The organism is Burkholderia sp. NLJ2 (assembly GCF_049487195.1).
Taxonomy (GTDB): Bacteria; Pseudomonadota; Gammaproteobacteria; order Burkholderiales; family Burkholderiaceae; genus Burkholderia; species Burkholderia pyrrocinia.
Window position 1 is genome coordinate 1222683 of the sequence record NZ_CP137809.1, and the last position, 17167, is coordinate 1239849.

Below are 17167 nucleotides of genomic sequence, written 5' to 3' on the forward strand. Positions count from 1 at the left end.
AGCGAAGCGAAAGATTGCTTTTGGGGCGTCGGGAAACAGTCACACGGGCGCCCGGCTCAAATGCAGGCCCGTTTCCGGAAAACGTTTCGCGAAAAATCCTCAAAACAGAGAATGCGATTCCACGAATTCCACCCGAAACCCTTGACGACAGCGGTTATAGGGGTATGCACCAAGTGAGTTAAACGATTAACCGACGTACATTCGCGTCAACACGTCATACGACGTATGACTCTGCGGTCAGCGAGCATGGCGCCGACGAACGCGCATGCCGGCGGATCGCCGCACAACAACGATCGACCATCAAGGAGACTCACCATGAAGCACCGATTCACCGCGTCCCGTACCGCGCTCGCCGTCGCGCTGCTGGCTGGCTTCGCGATGTCCGCGCAGGCGCGCGTGTTCCGCTCGGCGGACGTGCACGGCGACAACTTCCCGACCAACATGGCGGTGAAGTTCATGGGCGACGAGTTGTCGAAGCAGACGGGCGGCAAGGATTCGATCAAGGTGTTCGGCAACAGCGCGCTCGGCTCCGAGAAGGACACGGTCGACCAGGTCCGGATCGGCGCGATCGACATGGCGCGCGTGAACGGCGCATCGTTCAACGAGATCGTGCCGGAATCGCTGATCCCGTCGTTCCCGTTCCTGTTCCGCGACGTCGATCATTTCCGCAAGGCGATGTACGGGCCGGCCGGCCAGAAGATCCTCGATGCGTTCACGGCGAAGGGGATGATCGCGCTGACGTTCTACGAGAGCGGCGCGCGCTCGATCTACGCGAAGCGCCCGGTGCGCACGCCGGCCGACATGAAGGGGCTGAAGGTGCGCGTGCAACCGTCCGACCTGATGGTCGACGAGATCAGGGCGATGGGCGGCACGCCGACGCCGATGCCGTTCGCCGAGGTGTACACGGGCCTGAAGACGGGCCTCGTCGATGCGGCGGAAAACAACCTGCCGTCGTACGAGGAAACCAAGCACTACGAAGTGGCGCCCGATTACTCGGAGACGCAGCATGCGATGACGCCGGAAGTGCTGGTGTTCTCGAAGAAGATCTGGGACACGCTGTCGCCGCAGGAGCAGGCGGCGATCAGGAAAGCGGCGGCCGATTCGGTGCCGTACTACCAGAAGCTGTGGACCGCGCGCGAGGCGTCGGCGCAGCAGGCGGTGACGAAGGGCGGCGCGAAGGTCCTGCCGGCCGCGCAGATCGACCGCGCGGCGTTCGTGAAGGCGATGCAGCCGCTGTGGACGAAGTATGAGAAGACGCCGCAGATGAAGCAGATCGTCGACGAGATCGAGGCGATCAAGTGACGCGTCGCACTTCCCTGAACAGCGCGGCGGCCGCGAGTGCGTCGGCCGCCGCACAGGACGGCGCGGGGCCGGCGCGGGCGCATGCCGCGCCGTTTCTGCGCTGCGTGAACGACGTGCTGTTCCGCGTGCTGGCTGTGATCGCGTCGCTTTGTCTCGCGGTGCTCACGGTGCTGGTGTTCTACGCGGTCGTGATGCGCTACGTGTTCGAGAACGCACCGGATTTCGTCGAGCCGATCGCGCTGCTGCTCGTGATCGTGATCGCGATGTTCGGTGCGGCGATGAAGGTGCGCGACGGCGGCCATATCGGGCTCGACTCGCTCGTGCGCCGGCTGCCGCCGAACGCGCGCACCGTGGTCGTCGCGATCCAGCACCTGAGCCTGATCGCGTTCGCGATCATGATCATGGTCGGCTGCGGCAGCATGGCCGCCGAGACGATGGGCGACCGCATTCCGATCATCGGGCTGCCCGAAGGCGTGCGCTACCTGATCACGATGACCGCGGCGATCGCAATCATCCTCTTCTCGCTCGAGCACCTGCTCGCGCTTCGTCGTTCTTCGTCGGGACAATAACGCCATGGAACTCGCGATCCTGTCCATCAGTTTTCTGATTTTCCTCGTGCTCGGCGTGCCCGTGTCGTTCGCGCTCGGGATTGCCTGCGTGCTGACCTATATGGTCGAAGGCTTGCCGATCGCAACCGCGATGCAGGCGATGATCTCCGGGATGAACGCGTTCTCGTTCCTCGCGGTGCCGTTCTTCATCTTCTCCGGCGAGCTGATGCTGCACGGCGGCATCGCGGACCGGATCCTGCGCTTCGCGCAGGCGACCGTCGGCCATTTCCGCGGCGGCCTCGGGATGGCGAATGTCGTCGCGTGCACGCTGTTCGGCGGCGTGTCGGGCTCGCCGACCGCCGATACGTCCGCGATGGGCGGCGTGGTGATCCCGCTGATGAAGCGCGAAGGCTACAGCGCCGCGTATGCGGTCAACGTGACGACGCATGCGTCGCTCGCCGGCGCGCTGATGCCGACGTCGACCAACATGATCATCTACGCGTTCGCCGCGCAGGGGATCACGGGGATGTTGCACGGCCAGCCGGTGAGCGGCGTGTCGATCGGCGACCTGCTGTTCTCGGGGCTGCTGCCCGTGTTGTGGGTGATGGGCTTCGTGCTCGCCGCCGCGTACTGGCAGGCCGTGCGTCACGGTTATCCGCGCCGTGCGGACGGCTCGTCCGCGCTGCCCGCGTTTCCCGGCTGGTATGCGGTGCTGCGCAGCTTCGTCGGCGCGGTGCCGGGCCTGATGGTGATCGCGATCATCCTCGTGTGCGTCGCGAAGGGGATTGCGACCGCGACGGAAGCGGCCGCGATCGCCGTCGTGTACTCGCTCGTGCTGACCGCGATCGTCTACCGGACGCTGACGGTCGCGAAGCTGCGCCGCGCGCTGTCGCATGCGGCGCGTACGACGGGCGTCGTGCTGCTGCTGATCGCGGTGTCCAACATGCTGCGCTTCCAGATGTCGTACCTGGAGATTCCGGATGCGATCGAAGGGCTGCTGAAGCAGTCGACCGCGGCGCCCTGGCTGATGCTGCTGTACATCAACATCATCCAGGTGTTCCTCGGCACGTTCGTCGACATGGCCGCGCACATCCTGATCACGACGCCGCTGTTCCTGCCGATCGCGATGGCGTGCGGCGTCGGGCCGGTGCAGTTCGGGATCATGTTGCTGCTGAACTGCTCGCTCGGCCTCGTGCACCCGCCGATCGGGTCGGTGCAGTTCGTCGGATGCGCGATCGGCAACGTGTCGATCGGCGAGACCACGAAGATGGCGTGGCCGTATTACCTCGCGATCTTCAGTGCGATCAATATCGTCACGTACCTGCCGTTCTTCTCGACCTGGCTGCCGAGCGTCATCAGCGGGCACGCGGTGTTCTGATCGCGCGCTTCGCCTGTGTTCGCCCGTCGCGGCGCCGGACGACCGAGGTTGTCCGGCGCCGCTTTTGCATGTGTGGTTACTTTCATGCATTGACTACGCCGCGATGCGGCGCACATTGTATGTAGCGGGTTCGAGCATGTGCCCGACCGAATCGAAATGGGTATCGACTACCTGACTGGCATCACGCGACAGTCAAGTGCGGGGCGACAGAACGCAGCAGCGCGCACCGTTAATTCCGGCCATTCCGTTCGTTGATTGAATGCTTTTTTACGTTCCATGGCCTGTCAGGAATGTGATTGCATCTCAATAGAGCATTATTCCTAAAGCGAATTTCAATCGACGGAAACAGTTTTTAACCTTGTTCTTCGGGTTATGTTCCCTGGTGAACCCGACGACATCCTTTGCGCCACCGACATGGAAACCATGAAAGTAGCGACTTCGACGATTGTCGGATGAGATCCGACAATTTTCCGTACAACCCAATCTGTCAAATGATTGAGAAATGTCCCGTTAATTTAGTCGCGGCTTAGTTGATGCGAAATCGGAGTGAATGCAATTTTTGGTAAATGGTGCGTCGGCAAACTGATCAGCGATGACAATGTTTGACCATCTTACGATTCTGGCTGTGCAATCATCTGCCGAAAATATCGAACGAGACCAACCATGCGCCGACTGATGCGCGAATTAGAGGGCCGCCGCGTTCAACGGGGAGCGGCCAAGCAGACGATTATCTTCGACCATGCTTCGCTGAAAAGCGAAGAGCATGCGCTTTGGGTCAAGGCGACCGCTTGGGTCATGTCGGTCGTGATGTATCTCAGCCCCGCGGTGCTTCTCGTCGACCAAACTGCGCATGCTGCGCCGATCATCGATCCGCGTGCGCCGATCCCGTTTCAGCCAACGGTTACCGCGACCAGCTCGGGCATCCCCGCTATCAATATCCCCGCGCCGAACTCCAATGGCGTGAGTCTCGGGCAGTATCAGTCGTTCAACGTCGGACCCGAAGGCCTCGTGCTGAATAACAGCACGATAGCAGGGACTCCGTTGCTCGGTGGCTCGCTTGGCGCGAACCCGAACCTGAATGGTCGACCTGCGTCGCTGATTATCAACCAGGTCACCTCGAACAATATCGCGGTGCTGAATGGCCCGCTCGAGACGTTCGGCGCTGCAGCCCCGATCGTGATTGCCGCTCCCGGCGGGATTTCGGCAAACGGTCTGTCGCTCACGAATATCCCGAATCTCACGCTGACCACGGGCACGCCGCAATTTATTACCGGCGTCGGCGGCACCCCAACCGATTTTGCGCACGCGGGTGCGGTCGCGTATGACGTCCGCTCCGGCAATATTTCGATCAACGGACCGGCAGGCGTAAACGGTCCGGGGGCGGGGATAGAAGGGACTGTCGGGAATATCGACCTGATTGGGCAAACGGTGACGTTGGCAGCCCCGATCCGTGCGGATCAGCGCATCAACGTCGTGACGGGAAACCAGCTCGTCACGCCGACCACAACGGGCAATACCGGCACCGCATACGGTACCGCAGCTAACGGCCTGCCGAACAACGTCACGGCCATTCAGACGCCGAACGGCCTGGCGATCGACGCGAACCAGTTTGGATCGGTCACCGCCGGGCAGGTTTATATCGTCCAGACCGCGGCAGGCCTTGGCGCCAACATGCAAGGTCCGTTGACCGCGACGGCGGGGAACGTCGTCGTGAATTCGAATGGCGACGTTACGGTCGGTCAAACGTTTGCCAGTCAGAACGTGAATTTGACGAGCGCGGGCACGACGACCATCACCGGCACCGGCCTCGCGAATCAGAACTATACGGTCACCGCAAACGGCGACATCAATGCAACCGGCTCGGTCTCTGCTGGTCAGAACGTGTCGATGAACGCGGGCGGCAATTTGAACGCTGCGTCGGTTGCCGCAAACGGTGCCGCGAACCTGACCGCAGGGCAGTCAATGTCTATCGGGACGCTGTCGGCGCACGACGTTGCGCTGCAGGCGACCCACGGTGACCTGACAGTCGGAGGGTTGAGGGCGCCGGGCACGATCTCGGCGCAGGCCGGACGTGATCTGACGGTGAACGGGGCCGTACAAGGCGGCAGCACGGTCGCGCTGACCGGCGGGCGCAATGCGACGGTCAACGGCTCCGTGTCGGGTGTGGGTGCTACGTCGATTGCGGCGACTGCCGGTACTGCGCAAATCACCGGCAGCGCGACCAGCAATGCGGCGTTGTCGGTAACGGCGGGGCAAAGCGCGATTGTCGGTGGCAATGTCTCGGCGCAGGGACCATTGACCGTGACAGCGTCGAACGGCGATGCGACCTTGTCAGGCACGGCCGTTACGCCCGGCGCATTGACCGTCAGTTCGAGCGGCACGACAACCCTGGGGGGCCAAACGCAGGCCGCGACGGCAACCGCGTCGGGCGGTAACGTGCTGGTCAACGGCGCACTGACTACGGCGGGTGACGCGACGCTCGCCGCGACGAACGGCAACTTGACCGGTACGGGGGCGATCGGTACGTCGCAGGGCAATGTCAATCTGTCCGCGAGCCAGAACATCGCGTACGGCGGTACGGTGCAGAGCGGCGGAACCGTGTCCGCGACGGCCGGGCAGGATGCGACGCTCGCGAACGTGTCGGCGCCGGGCGCGATCACGATTGCGGCGGGCCGCGATGCGACCGAGACGGGCAATTTGACGGGTGGCGGCACGGTCTCGATGACGGCTGGCCGTAACGTCAGCGTGACCGGCTCGGTCGCGTCGGTTGGCGACACGACGATTACCGCGCAAACAGGCTCGGCGACGGTGAATGGCAATGCGCAATCGAACGGCGCGCTGACGATCAACGCCGGCCAGAACGCGTCGGTCGGCGGAACGGCGCAGGCGCACGGGCCGGTATCGATTACCGCCCAGGCAGGCTCGCTGACGGGCCAGGGGAACGTCACATCTTCGCAAGGTGCTGTCAATCTGACCGCAGGGCAAGCGATCGGGCTGAACGGTGCCGTGCAGAGCGGCAGCACGATCAGTGCGACGGCGGGCACGAACGCGAGCTTTGGTGGCACGGTCGCGGCGCCGGGCGCGGTGACGATCCAGGCAGGGCAAGACACGACGCTGGGTGGCAACGTCACGAGCGGCGGTAGCCTCAGCGTTACGTCCGGCGGCAGCACCAGCGTGCAGGGTACGGCATCGTCGGTTGGCGACATGACGCTGGCGGCGAACGGCGGCACGCTGTCGACGACGGGCAACGTAGTGTCGATGGGCGTGCTGAACGCGAGCGGCCAGCAAGGCGTGAGTCTGGGCGGTACCGTCTACAGCGGCGGCAACACGCAGATCGGTTCGTCGGCGGGCAGTGTGGCGGTGGCTGGGGCGGTATCGACCCCGGGCACGGTTACCATCAATGCCGGTCAAGACGCGACTGTTGCCGGGACCGTGCAAAGTGGCCAGAACACTACGGTCACGGCCGCACGAGATGCCAACCTGAACGGTGGCCTCGAAGTCGAGAACTCGGGCAATGCGAGCGTGACGGCCGGGCGCGACATCAATGGCACCGGGGCGATCAGCGTCGCGAACGACACGACGCTGAAGGCCGGGAACAACGTCGGCATCAGCGGTGCGATCCAGACCGGCAACAATCTGTCGGCGACGGCTGGCAACAACCTGTCGGTCGGCGCGACGACGGCAGTCGGCACCAGCACGCTGACGGCGACGAACGGCAGCGCGACGCTCACCGGAGCCGCGCTATCGGGCGGGGCGACGACGATCACGGCAGGCACGGACGTCAATACCCAAGGAAGCGTCAAGAGCATCGGCGATCTGTCGGTCAATGCGAAGTCGGGCAATCTGACAGCGGCCGGTGCAGTCTCGACCGCTGGCAACGCGACGCTGAGTGCGGGGCAAAACCTGACGCTCAACGGCCAGACGACCGTGTCCAAGGACGCGACGCTTGCGGCGACGAACATCACAACGCAGGGTATGTCGGCCGGCGGGAACCTGACGGCCACCGCGAGCAATGCGCTTGATACGTCCGCAGGGCAACTCAACGCGCAATTTGACGCGACTGCGCCGGCGCTGTCCGTGGGCGGCAACGCGACGCTCTCGGGCGCGTACGTGACGACCGCGAACGCGGTGGTCGGCGGTACGACGCAGATCACCGGTACGCAAAGCCTGACGACGGGAGGGACGGCCGCGTTCAAGGGCGATGCGACGCTGGCGGGCGGGACGGTCAATAACGTCGGCACGCAGATGGCGGCCGGCAATCTGAATGTGTTGGGCACGACCGTTACGAATTCGGGCGCACTGTCGTCGCTGCAGACTGCGACGATCAGCGCTACGGACCTCGTAAACAGCGGCACCGTTTACGGGCCGACCACGAACGTGACGGCCACCAACAGCGTGACGAACTCGGGCAGCCTGCTGGCGACGAATGCGCTGAATGTCACCACGGCGAATCTGAGCAATCAAAAGGGTACGTTGTACGCCGGTGATGTTGCGAATCCGACTGCTTCGACGGGCAACACGACGGTGACGGTGACTGGGGGCAATGGTTCGTTCAACAATACAGGCGGCACGATTTATGGGCAGAACAATGCGACACTGAATCTGCCGAATCAGACGCTCGATCCGTCCGCGGCGACCTTCGGTACGGTGGATAGTCGCAATGGCGTCAATCTGGCGGCACAGTCGGTCAACAACTCGGGGACATGGACGCTGCCGAGCACGAATGTCACGCTGTCCACCGCACAGGGTTTCAACAACACCGGCACGATCAATCAGGGTACAGGTTCGCTGACCCTGAACAGCGCCGTCGGCAACACCGGCACGATCAACGGTAACGACCTGACGATCAATGGCTCGCTCGCGAATCAGTCGGGCGGCACGGTCACGGCGATCGATGCACTGACGCTCAATGGCTCGGGTACGAATCGTGGTGTCGTGCACGCGGACAATACGCTGACGATCACGGGGACGAGCTACGACAATACGAACGGCGTGACGAGCGCCGGTAACAGCAAGAGTCCAGCGGGCAGCGGCAATGCAGCGATCAATCTGAGTGGTGATCTTGCGAACGCCGGCGGAACGCTGACCGCGACGAACGATCTGGCGATCACGGCGAATAACGTCAACAACTCGGCTTCGTCGAGTGCGACGACGACCACGACGACGACGACGGTTACGAACCCAGCGCTGACGATGGCGCTCGGTATTGGAACTGAGTCAATTTCGGCGGATCGCTGGTTCCACGCCGGTCAGCAGTGTTGCATCTCGGCGTCATGGACCTACAACGCGTCACTTGCGGATCTGTTGTCGCCGGACGGCTTGGCCAGCACCAGCACGGTCTTGGCGAATATGCCGTCAGGCACCTTTTGGGTCGGTCAGTCGAGTTTCACAACGAGCCCGCCGGTTGCGACATCCGGGACGGTGACGCTCGTGCAGGTGCCGACGGTAACCGGTTCCAACAACAACTTCGGCACGTCGCAGTCGGGGAACCTCTGGTTCGTCCAGACGCCGCAGAACGCCGCGCAGGCAATCGCGACAAAAACCATCACGCTGCCGACCGTCACGGAAACGACCACGACCATCGGCGCGGTCACGACTACCCAATCGGTGATCGCGGCCGGTCACGATCTGAACCTGACGGCCAACACGCTGAATAATCGGGGTGGCGTAGTCAGCGCGGGCCACGACGCCAATGTGAGCGTCCAGTCGCTGAACAACGGCGGTTCGTCGTATACGTCGACCGTGACCGATACGGTTGATGTCGCGTCGATCAACGCCATGCTGTCGCAACTGCCGGCGGCCATCTCGATCTGGAGCGCGTACAACGGGCCGAATCCCGTCACGACGTGCTTGACGAACTACGCGTCGTGTATCAATCGGACGCAAATCCAGCTTGCGCAGCCAGGGACGGTTACGCCGACCACGACCTCACGGAGCGTCACGGTGCAGGGGCCGACTGGCCAGATTCTCGCCGGCAATAACCTCAATTTGTCCGGTGGCAACCTGACCAACACCGGCACACTGGCCGCCGGTAACGACGTCACGGTGCATGCAGCCAGCTTCACGAACCAGGGCTCGAATACCGGTTCGAAGAGTGTGACGGCAGGCTGCGCATCGGGCTATTCGGGGTGTACGGCAACCGGCCCGACCAATCCGAACACGGAGACGTACAGCTACCAGCAAACCAACAACACTGTCACCGCAGGTCACGACATCGTGATCTCGGCGAATCAGGTCGCGAATAACTACGGGAACCTGGTCGCGAAAAACAACGTCGTCATCGGCGGTGCAGGCACGTCGGCGACGACCGCGACGCAGGCGTCGAGCGTGACGAACACCTCGGGTGCAATCGAGGCGGGCAACAACGTCAACATCAATGCGGCGAGCGTGACGAACACGATTGCCGCGCCTGTGACGGTTCACCAGAACTACGGCACGGGATCGCCGTATGCCGGATGCGGGCAGAACTGTGAAGCGTATCTCGAAGTGCAGTCGGCCAAGCCGTCCACGATTACGGCGAACAACAATCTGTCGATCACGGCCGGCACTTTCAGCAATACCGGCAGCCTCGTCACGGCGCTGAATACCGCGACGATTAGCGCAACCCAGAGTGCGTCGAGTGACAACCAGTACCTGCACGCATACTGGACCGGTAATCCGTTCGGCACGCGGACGTGGGGCTGTCTGGGCATGGCATCGACCTGCCAAAACTTGTACGGCGGGGCATTCAACGCCGGCGATGCGCAAGCGGCATCCGGCCTGCCGTCAAATGTCGGATTGCCTGATTTCGTGCCGGGCACGATTGAGGCAGGTAACCTGAGTGTCCATTCGCCCACGCTGAACAACACCGGCAACGTGATCGGCCAAACGATCACGCTGACGGGGTCGCAGCTCGTCAACGGGATCACGAACCCGAACGTATTTACGCCGCCGCCGGTCGTCTCGGGGCAGGTGATTTCGCTGGCTCCGCCGACGCTGCCGAGCTCAATCGCGGCTACGGTGAACAATGCCGGACTGGTAACGGACCAGAACGGCCGCCCGACGTCGGTCACTGGCACGACAGGTTTGCCGGCCAATACGCCGATCGGTGCACAGACGGTCGGCCAGCCGGTTGCGCCGGTGGTCACGGTTACGACCCGCCCGTCGGGTGCGTCACCAGGTTCGGCGTCGACGCCAATCGCAGGCACGCCGGTCAGCGTCACTGTCAAGACCATTGCGGGTGCAACGACCACGGTCAGCTACCTCACCAGTAATCCGGCTGCTCAAGTGATCGATTCGCTTTCGTCGGCCGCCCTGATCGCGAATCTGCCGGCGAACCTGCAACCGGGCAGTGTGCCGTTCTACTACGACCCGTACACCGAGAACCAACTGATCGAGCGGGCGGCGTTGCAGGCGACCGGAAAGAGCAGCTTCTACAGCACCACGAGTGCGACCGACAGCACGAGCCAGGTGTCGATCAACAACCAGGATAAGGCTGCGTTGTACGGTGCGGCGCTGGAATATGCGAAGCAGAACAATGTCGCGCTGGGAACGCAACTGAGCGACGCGCAGCTCGCGCAGATCAACGCGCCGATGCTTTGGTATGTCGAGCAGGCGGTGCCGGAGCCGGGATGCAGCACGACTGGTGGGGCAACCTGCCCGACGGTGCAGGCGCTGATGCCTGAGGTATTGCTGCCGAAGAACTACGCGGTCGTCAACGCGGACGGCGAAATCACGGGTACCAACGTCACGCTCAACTACGCCAACAGCATCCTGAATACGGGCACTGTTACGGCGCAGAACCTGACGGTCAACACGAATTCCCTGACGGACGAACAGCGCTCGACCAACGTAGGAACGATCTACCAGAAAGGTCCGGACGGCGTGATGCTGCAGACCACGGGCACCGTGGCGCAGCAAGGCGGCTTTATGTCGGCGGCCAACTACGATCTGCAGGTGCAGAGCCTGAACCAGATCGGCGGAGCGCTTCAGAAGATCGGCGCAGCCGGCGCAGTCGACACCGCCGGCACGCAAGCGATGCTGGCGAATCTGAAGAGCCAACTTGGCGGCAACTTCACGCAGCAGAGCGTCACCGACCATCTCGATACCCAAGTTGTTGATGGCGACGCGTGGTACGACCAGGTGTTCATGACGGGCGTGATCGTCGGGCTCTCGATTATGGGCGGGATGGCGGCTTCGGGGGCCATTGGCGCGGCGGCAGGGGCGTCGGCAGGCTCGGGGACAACATTCGCTGCGGCGGGAACGACAGCGGGATCCTTGGGCGCAGGAACGGCCAACGCGGCGCTGTCGGCAGGCTTTGCCGGCATGATGAACAGCACGATGAGCCAGTTGAACAGTGGTGGCTCATTTAGCGTAGGCAAGATGTTCGAGACCGGTGGCGTCGCTGCGCTGACGGCCGGGCTGACGAATGGTATTACGTTCAGTGACGGTGCTGCGGGCTGGTCGTGGGCCTACTCGCAAAACAGCCTGGCAGCGCTGGCGGGCGTGCAGTCTGTGGGTAATACGCTTGTGCCGCAGGCTGGCGCAGCAAGCGGCTCCCTGCCGACCGCGTTCACGGCACTTGCTGCTGAGTCTGTGCTTCAAGCAACCATCCAGACCGGGATTCAGGGCGGAAGCTTCCTGACGAATCTGCGCAATAGTGCCGTGTCGAACGCGGCAGCGGCGGCGGCGTTTGGTATCGGCAATGCAAAGAACGGGCTGATTCAGGATCTGGGGCCGGTGGCGGGCGAGGCAGCATATATCGCCCTTCATGCAGCGTTGGGATGTGCATCTGGGGCGGCTACCGGGCAAGGGTGTGGTGGAGGGGCGATTGGCGGGGCCGCCAGTGCGGTGCTGTCGCCGTGGGTGCTGGGCGCAATCGATCCGACACATGCACCGCTCGATCAAGGGCAGTTGGCCGTCCTCGCAGCAGTTGCGACGTTTGCAGGTGGTGGCCTTGCCGGCCTCGCGGGCCAGAATGCGATGGCCGGTGGGACGGCGGCGCAGAATGAAGCGCTGAATAATAGTAGTGCGGGCGACCACTGGGCAAAGCCGGGGCAGCAGAACGAGGGCGAGAAGTTTGTAGTGAAGCCGACGCCGCAGGGTGCGCCGGTCGATCAGGCGCAGCAGGGCGGTGGTGGTGGAACGGACGCCGAACCCGTGACGGTAGGATCGTCCTCGACAGTTGCAGGGGCCGCTGGTGGAGGCACAAACACTACCGGTGCCGGCGCGACAGCGTCGGCCAGGCCAAAGGTGCCGCAGAACTTGCAACCGTTCACCAATCCCGAGCAGAGTCCGGTCATCCCGTCTGATTGGGTTTCTCGACCAGGAAGGACACCGGGGAGTACCATCTACTACCCACCCGGGACAGATCCTAGCACCCCGGGAAGCACGTATATCCGCGTGATGCCACCGGGCTCAACACCGGTGCCGGGGCTTGGAAACGGCTATTGGTTATCAATACAGAACGGGCAGCCAATAAATCCGGCGACCGGCGGGACAGGCACTCGTGGTCAAACGCATATTCCGTTGCCTCCGAACGGCATGCCTCCATCTAGATGAGAGGGAAACGATGATTGACGATCAGGATCTAGCCGAATTTTCTCACACGATTTTTACTGGACTTACAGTCGGTATTGGTTCGCTCGTCCTGCTGTTTGCAAGCGACGCACAAATCCTTCTGCAGTGTGTGTTTGAGTGTCACGAAGGCGGTGTCATTCGAATGGGGCACGGCGAAGAAGTGAATTCGAGTCTCATCTTGTTTGGTTTTTTGAATCATCAAATTGCCAGCGCGAAAATGGGTCCCAATATGGTGCTTACGCTCAATTTTGACGACGGTAGGTTTGTGAGAATCATGCCGGAGCCGAATGGGCTGGAGTCGTACGTGATCACTACGCGGCGTGGAATCTGCCCGATCGCGGTGAGTTGATGATGGAGCCCCGGCGCTTCGCGATTTGTTGCCACAAACACAGGTAACAACTCACATTTGGACCCGAAAGCAGAGAACCATGTGCTTTACGGGGACGGGCGGCGGACACCTTTCTGGCGTTGGAAAACAAGGCAAGTCCGCCGCGGACGGTTCAAAGTTTGAAATCCACGCCTACCGCAATGCAGTGACTGGGCTGGTTGTAGAGCCGAAGTCGATCCCGCTGAAATGAGGGAAATTGCGCTATGAACGAACGAGAAATGCTAGATCGCAACCTATTAGCGTCGCTGGCTCAAGCGATGCTAGACGGGAATCAGTCATTTTTTGAGGGGGCGGTACAGGTGCTCGCTATCAAAAGCCGGTTGAGTGGGATCGCTGACAGAGATCCTGACTTCGATGCCTTTGTTGCTATTCAGTCGGAGACCGATCACTTGCCCCTTAAAGCGCAGAGGTCGTTATGGTCTCCGTCTGCTCTTGCTGCCTTAGAGCCGGAGTTCCGGCGAACTGAGGAATGGGCAAAACCGTTTGCTTCGCTGGCGTGCAAGAACCTGATTGTGCGATTCGGTACTGGTCAACATGCGTAACTGACAGGAAAAGCGCGTTCGCACACGAATGCGCCTCGGAGAGCTCTTTGAGTGCCTTCGAGGTGTGGGCTGAAAACCCGCGTCTGGGGCAAAAACTGGATCGAAGGACTGCATCTAGGCGGCCGCTGGCGAAGCCGCGCCGCGTCTAGAGTTGCAGGCTGTTGCGAACGTGGGTCGCGTCGGATGCTGGATACGGTGCGATTGGTGGGGCCGTGTCGGCGGTGAAGGCCAAATTGATTGCGACCGCAGGGACGACTAGGCGAAGTATCACAATTGGATCAGACGACGATTCTGGCTGTTCACGATTTATAGACTTCTGTAGAGTGATTCCCGATGGGAGGAATCATTCATAACCTTGCATCATAAGAATTTTAAATTTTCAGGTTGAGTAGGGGATGGAGAATATTTCTATGAAGAAGAGGATTTCGGTTCGCTACTCTAGCGCGATCATTATGTCGGTTTTAATGCTTGGCGCGTGTGCTTCTAAACCCCAAGTCGAATTCGATACGCGAAAAATGACATCGATCAAGACGATTGCAATCGATGTGCCGAAACCGACCAAGTACTTTGCCATCACGGTCGGGGGGCCAATATTCGTTCCGATTCCTGGAGCGGGTCTGTTGGCTGCAGCTGTCGGAGGGGCAATCGCCGGCGGGACAGCGGCGGCGTCGACTCGCACCAACAAAGATTTCGACGATCTTGTCAAGAGTGAACTTGGTGATACGGGACTGAACCGCAAGTACATCGAGGCCCTGGAGGCCGAACTAAGGGTGCAAGGCTATGACGTGAAGGAAATCGACCTTAGCCAGGATGGCATGCCAAAAGTTACCGGGGATTGGCCAAATCCGACACTGAAAGGCGCGGCCTATGCCAGTGCGGACGCAATTTTGATCGCACCGGTCAATACAGGCTACGGTGCAAATGGATTGGGTTGGCCATATGTCAGATCGGTTAGTAGCCGAATCAGAATTTTTTCGGCGAAAACGCTTGATCCTATTTTTTCTCAGAATATTTTCTTGCCGCCTCCTGGCAATTTAGGCTCAAACTCTGGTGGGGTTGTTAATAGAAACTTTGGCTCTAGTTTTAATCAAGATGATAAAAAGGTCGACCCTTATGTTTACCCCTTCTATGACGATCTAGTGAAGGATTTGCCTCACGCAATCAGGGGCGTTGATGAGGCGCTCATGAGCTTCGTGCCGCAGTTTCGCACTGCGTTGCTGACAAGCAGAGGAATAACCCAATCTGCGAATGCCAGCCAGAAGTAAGAAAACACTGAAATGACATGAAGAAAGCTAACGAAATTGAGCGATTCGTGCGCATCAAGCATCTTTCAATACTGCTAATAATTTCATGTCCGGTATGGCCGGATGTCGTACTTGCCGAGACTATAGTTCCTGACGGTAGTACGGCAACGTCTGTTTCGGCGGGCGTGGGCGGCCGTCTAACTGTCAATATTGCTCCGTCAGTCGGTGGCGTCTCGAACAACACCTACTCATCCTTCAACGTCTCGAAAGCCGGCGCAGACCTCAACAACGTCGGCATCAACGCGCGCACGATCGTCAATCAGGTCACAAGCACGAACCCGTCGCTGATCCAGGGCAACGTCAACGTCCTCGGCCCGCGTGCGAACGTCATCCTGGCGAATCCGAATGGCGTCACGGTAGACGGCGGAAGCTTCACGAATACTGGCCACGTCGTGCTGTCGACGGGCCAGGTGAGCTTCTCCGATGTGACGCTCGCACCCGGTACGTTGCAGCGCAACGTCGTCCTGAACACTGATCGCGGCACGATCACGATCGGCGCAGGTGGCCTGACGGGCGATCTTATCGGGCTCGATCTGGTCGCGAAACAACTCGCCGTGAATGGGCCGGTGACGAATACCTACGACAACAAGACCGGCGTGCCGAGTTTTATTCGCGGTACTGTCGGCACCACCACCACGAGCTGGAACGGCGGGATGTCGCCACAAGATAACGGTCACGACTGGCTGATCGGTACCTCTTCACCCGGAGCGACAAGCAACGCCCTCGCGGTCGACATTACGGCAGCCGGCGGCCTGACAGCCGGGCGCGTGGAACTGATCATCACGGACCAGGGCGCCGGCGTGCGCAGCCTCGGCAAGCTCTACGCGAACGCGGGTGATGCTGTGGTGACATCGACCGGCGACATTACGATCGCCGACAATCAGTTCTTCGGAGCACACGACGCCTCGATCACGACGACTGGCGCGGTATCGTTGCAGGGCGCTCGACTGAACGCCGGGAACAACGCGACTGTACATGCCGGCTCGATTTCGCTTTCGGACGACGCATCCGGTCCGTCGACGCTGAGTGCACACAACGCCGTCAACTTGACGAGCAGCGGCGCCATTACAAACGTCGGCAGCGTGATTCAGGCGGGCACGACAGCGAACGGCACGCCGTCCGGCGGCGACCTGATCCTGAACGCGGCGGGCGACATCCTCAACGGATCGAGCGCCAGCAATCAGGGCATCATTTTCTCGGCCAATGGCAAGACATCGCTGACCGCGGGCGGGAACATCATCAACGATAACGCGCGCATCGCATCGAACGGCGGCATGAGCCTGACGGCATCCGGCGACGTGCTGAACACCATCGACCATTCGGGCGGCACGAACGATGGCCAGCCGACTGCGTACTCGGATCGCGGCGGTAGCTTTCTGTTTTTCACGCACTCGACGATCGGCGTGAACGTCGACTACGGTACCGTCAATCGCCCCGACCAGCTTGCCTACATCGCTACGACCAGTGGGCCATTGACGATCACCGGGCGCAACATGACGAATTCCGGCGGCATCATTCAGGCAACCGGCGGCGATATCTCGATTGCGGCACAGAACGCATTCACGAATGCGGCGGTGTTCTCGGGGCAGGCGAGCTATTCGCGCGGTTGCTGGATCTTCTGTCACGCCAACGCATCGAGCAACGTCACGCCTTACGGCGGCACGATCCAGGCGAGTGTCGATTCGCAATCCAACGCGGGTGGCAACATCTCGATCAAGAGCGGCACCGTCGCGCGCAACGTCGGCGGCAATGTCTTTGCGACGGGTGACCTCAAGGTTGACGCGCCGATCACCTATGCGCAGGGCGTGACCGGATACTCGGCGATCAATCAGGATCGCGGCTTCAAGGCGTTCTTCGGTAGCACGTGGGCGCAGTTGATCGCGATGGACATTGGCGGCGGCTTCGCTGCGAACGGACAGGTAACCCTGACCGGCGACGGCGTGATCGACGGCGGCTCGTTCAGTGGTGGAAAAGGCGTGACGGCCGCAGGCGGCATCACGACCGTGCGTGCACCGTCGAGAACACCGGTTTCGATCGATCAGCATTTGGGCCTGACAACGTGGTGGTGGCGCTAACCGAATGAACTATCGAACGAAAAATCGCCTCGGGGTGGCTGTCGTCGCTTTCCTCACCATCACGGTCGTCTT

At 61.4% G+C, this 17167-nt stretch carries 8 protein-coding genes; all 8 read left to right on the forward strand.

Annotated features, from left to right (window positions below; genetic code table 11):
• The first annotated feature begins 315 nt into the window (after positions 1-315).
• The 8 genes from R9B84_RS22140 to R9B84_RS22175 all read left to right on the forward strand — a co-directional run bounded on the left by R9B84_RS22140 (position 316) and on the right by R9B84_RS22175 (position 17095).
• Complete coding sequence (locus tag R9B84_RS22140; RefSeq protein ID WP_423760463.1) at positions 316-1302, forward strand: TRAP transporter substrate-binding protein; 987 nt, start codon at positions 316-318, stop codon at positions 1300-1302.
• Entirely contained in the window at positions 1299-1871 is a 573-nt protein-coding gene (locus tag R9B84_RS22145; RefSeq protein ID WP_423760464.1) for a TRAP transporter small permease, read from the forward strand. The genes R9B84_RS22140 and R9B84_RS22145 overlap by 4 nt, the downstream gene beginning before the upstream one ends.
• A 4-nt stretch (positions 1872-1875) precedes the next feature.
• Complete coding sequence (locus R9B84_RS22150) at positions 1876-3228, forward strand: TRAP transporter large permease (RefSeq protein WP_423760465.1); 1353 nt, start codon at positions 1876-1878, stop codon at positions 3226-3228.
• Positions 3229-3891: 663 nt separating this feature from the next.
• Positions 3892-12768: a filamentous hemagglutinin N-terminal domain-containing protein gene (locus R9B84_RS22155; RefSeq protein WP_423760466.1), complete on the forward strand. Its 8877-nt coding sequence runs from the start codon at positions 3892-3894 to the stop codon at positions 12766-12768.
• A gap of 10 nt (positions 12769-12778) precedes the next feature.
• The gene (locus R9B84_RS22160; protein WP_423760467.1) at positions 12779-13135 is read left to right on the forward strand and encodes a hypothetical protein; all 357 of its coding nucleotides are present in this window, start codon (positions 12779-12781) and stop codon (positions 13133-13135) included.
• A gap of 242 nt (positions 13136-13377) precedes the next feature.
• Entirely contained in the window at positions 13378-13716 is a 339-nt protein-coding gene (locus tag R9B84_RS22165; protein ID WP_423760468.1) for a DUF2489 domain-containing protein, read from the forward strand.
• 410 nt (positions 13717-14126) lie between these two features.
• Positions 14127-14981 carry a hypothetical protein gene (locus tag R9B84_RS22170; RefSeq protein ID WP_423760469.1) on the forward strand — a complete coding sequence of 285 codons (855 nt, stop codon included), beginning with the start codon at positions 14127-14129 and terminating at the stop codon, positions 14979-14981.
• Between the two features lie 17 nt (positions 14982-14998).
• Positions 14999-17095: a filamentous hemagglutinin N-terminal domain-containing protein gene (locus tag R9B84_RS22175; RefSeq protein ID WP_423760470.1), complete on the forward strand. Its 2097-nt coding sequence runs from the start codon at positions 14999-15001 to the stop codon at positions 17093-17095.
• The last annotated feature ends 72 nt before the right edge of the window (positions 17096-17167 follow it).

Coding starts and splice junctions, on each gene's coding strand:
- R9B84_RS22175 (WP_423760470.1), top strand. CDS start 14,999: ATGAAGAAAGCTAACGAAATTGAGCGATTCGTGCGCATCAAGCATCTT.
- R9B84_RS22140 (WP_423760463.1), top strand. CDS start 316: ATGAAGCACCGATTCACCGCGTCCCGTACCGCGCTCGCCGTCGCGCTG.
- R9B84_RS22150 (WP_423760465.1), top strand. CDS start 1,876: ATGGAACTCGCGATCCTGTCCATCAGTTTTCTGATTTTCCTCGTGCTC.
- R9B84_RS22170 (WP_423760469.1), top strand. CDS start 14,127: ATGAAGAAGAGGATTTCGGTTCGCTACTCTAGCGCGATCATTATGTCG.
- R9B84_RS22155 (WP_423760466.1), top strand. CDS start 3,892: ATGCGCCGACTGATGCGCGAATTAGAGGGCCGCCGCGTTCAACGGGGA.
- R9B84_RS22160 (WP_423760467.1), top strand. CDS start 12,779: ATGATTGACGATCAGGATCTAGCCGAATTTTCTCACACGATTTTTACT.
- R9B84_RS22165 (WP_423760468.1), top strand. CDS start 13,378: ATGAACGAACGAGAAATGCTAGATCGCAACCTATTAGCGTCGCTGGCT.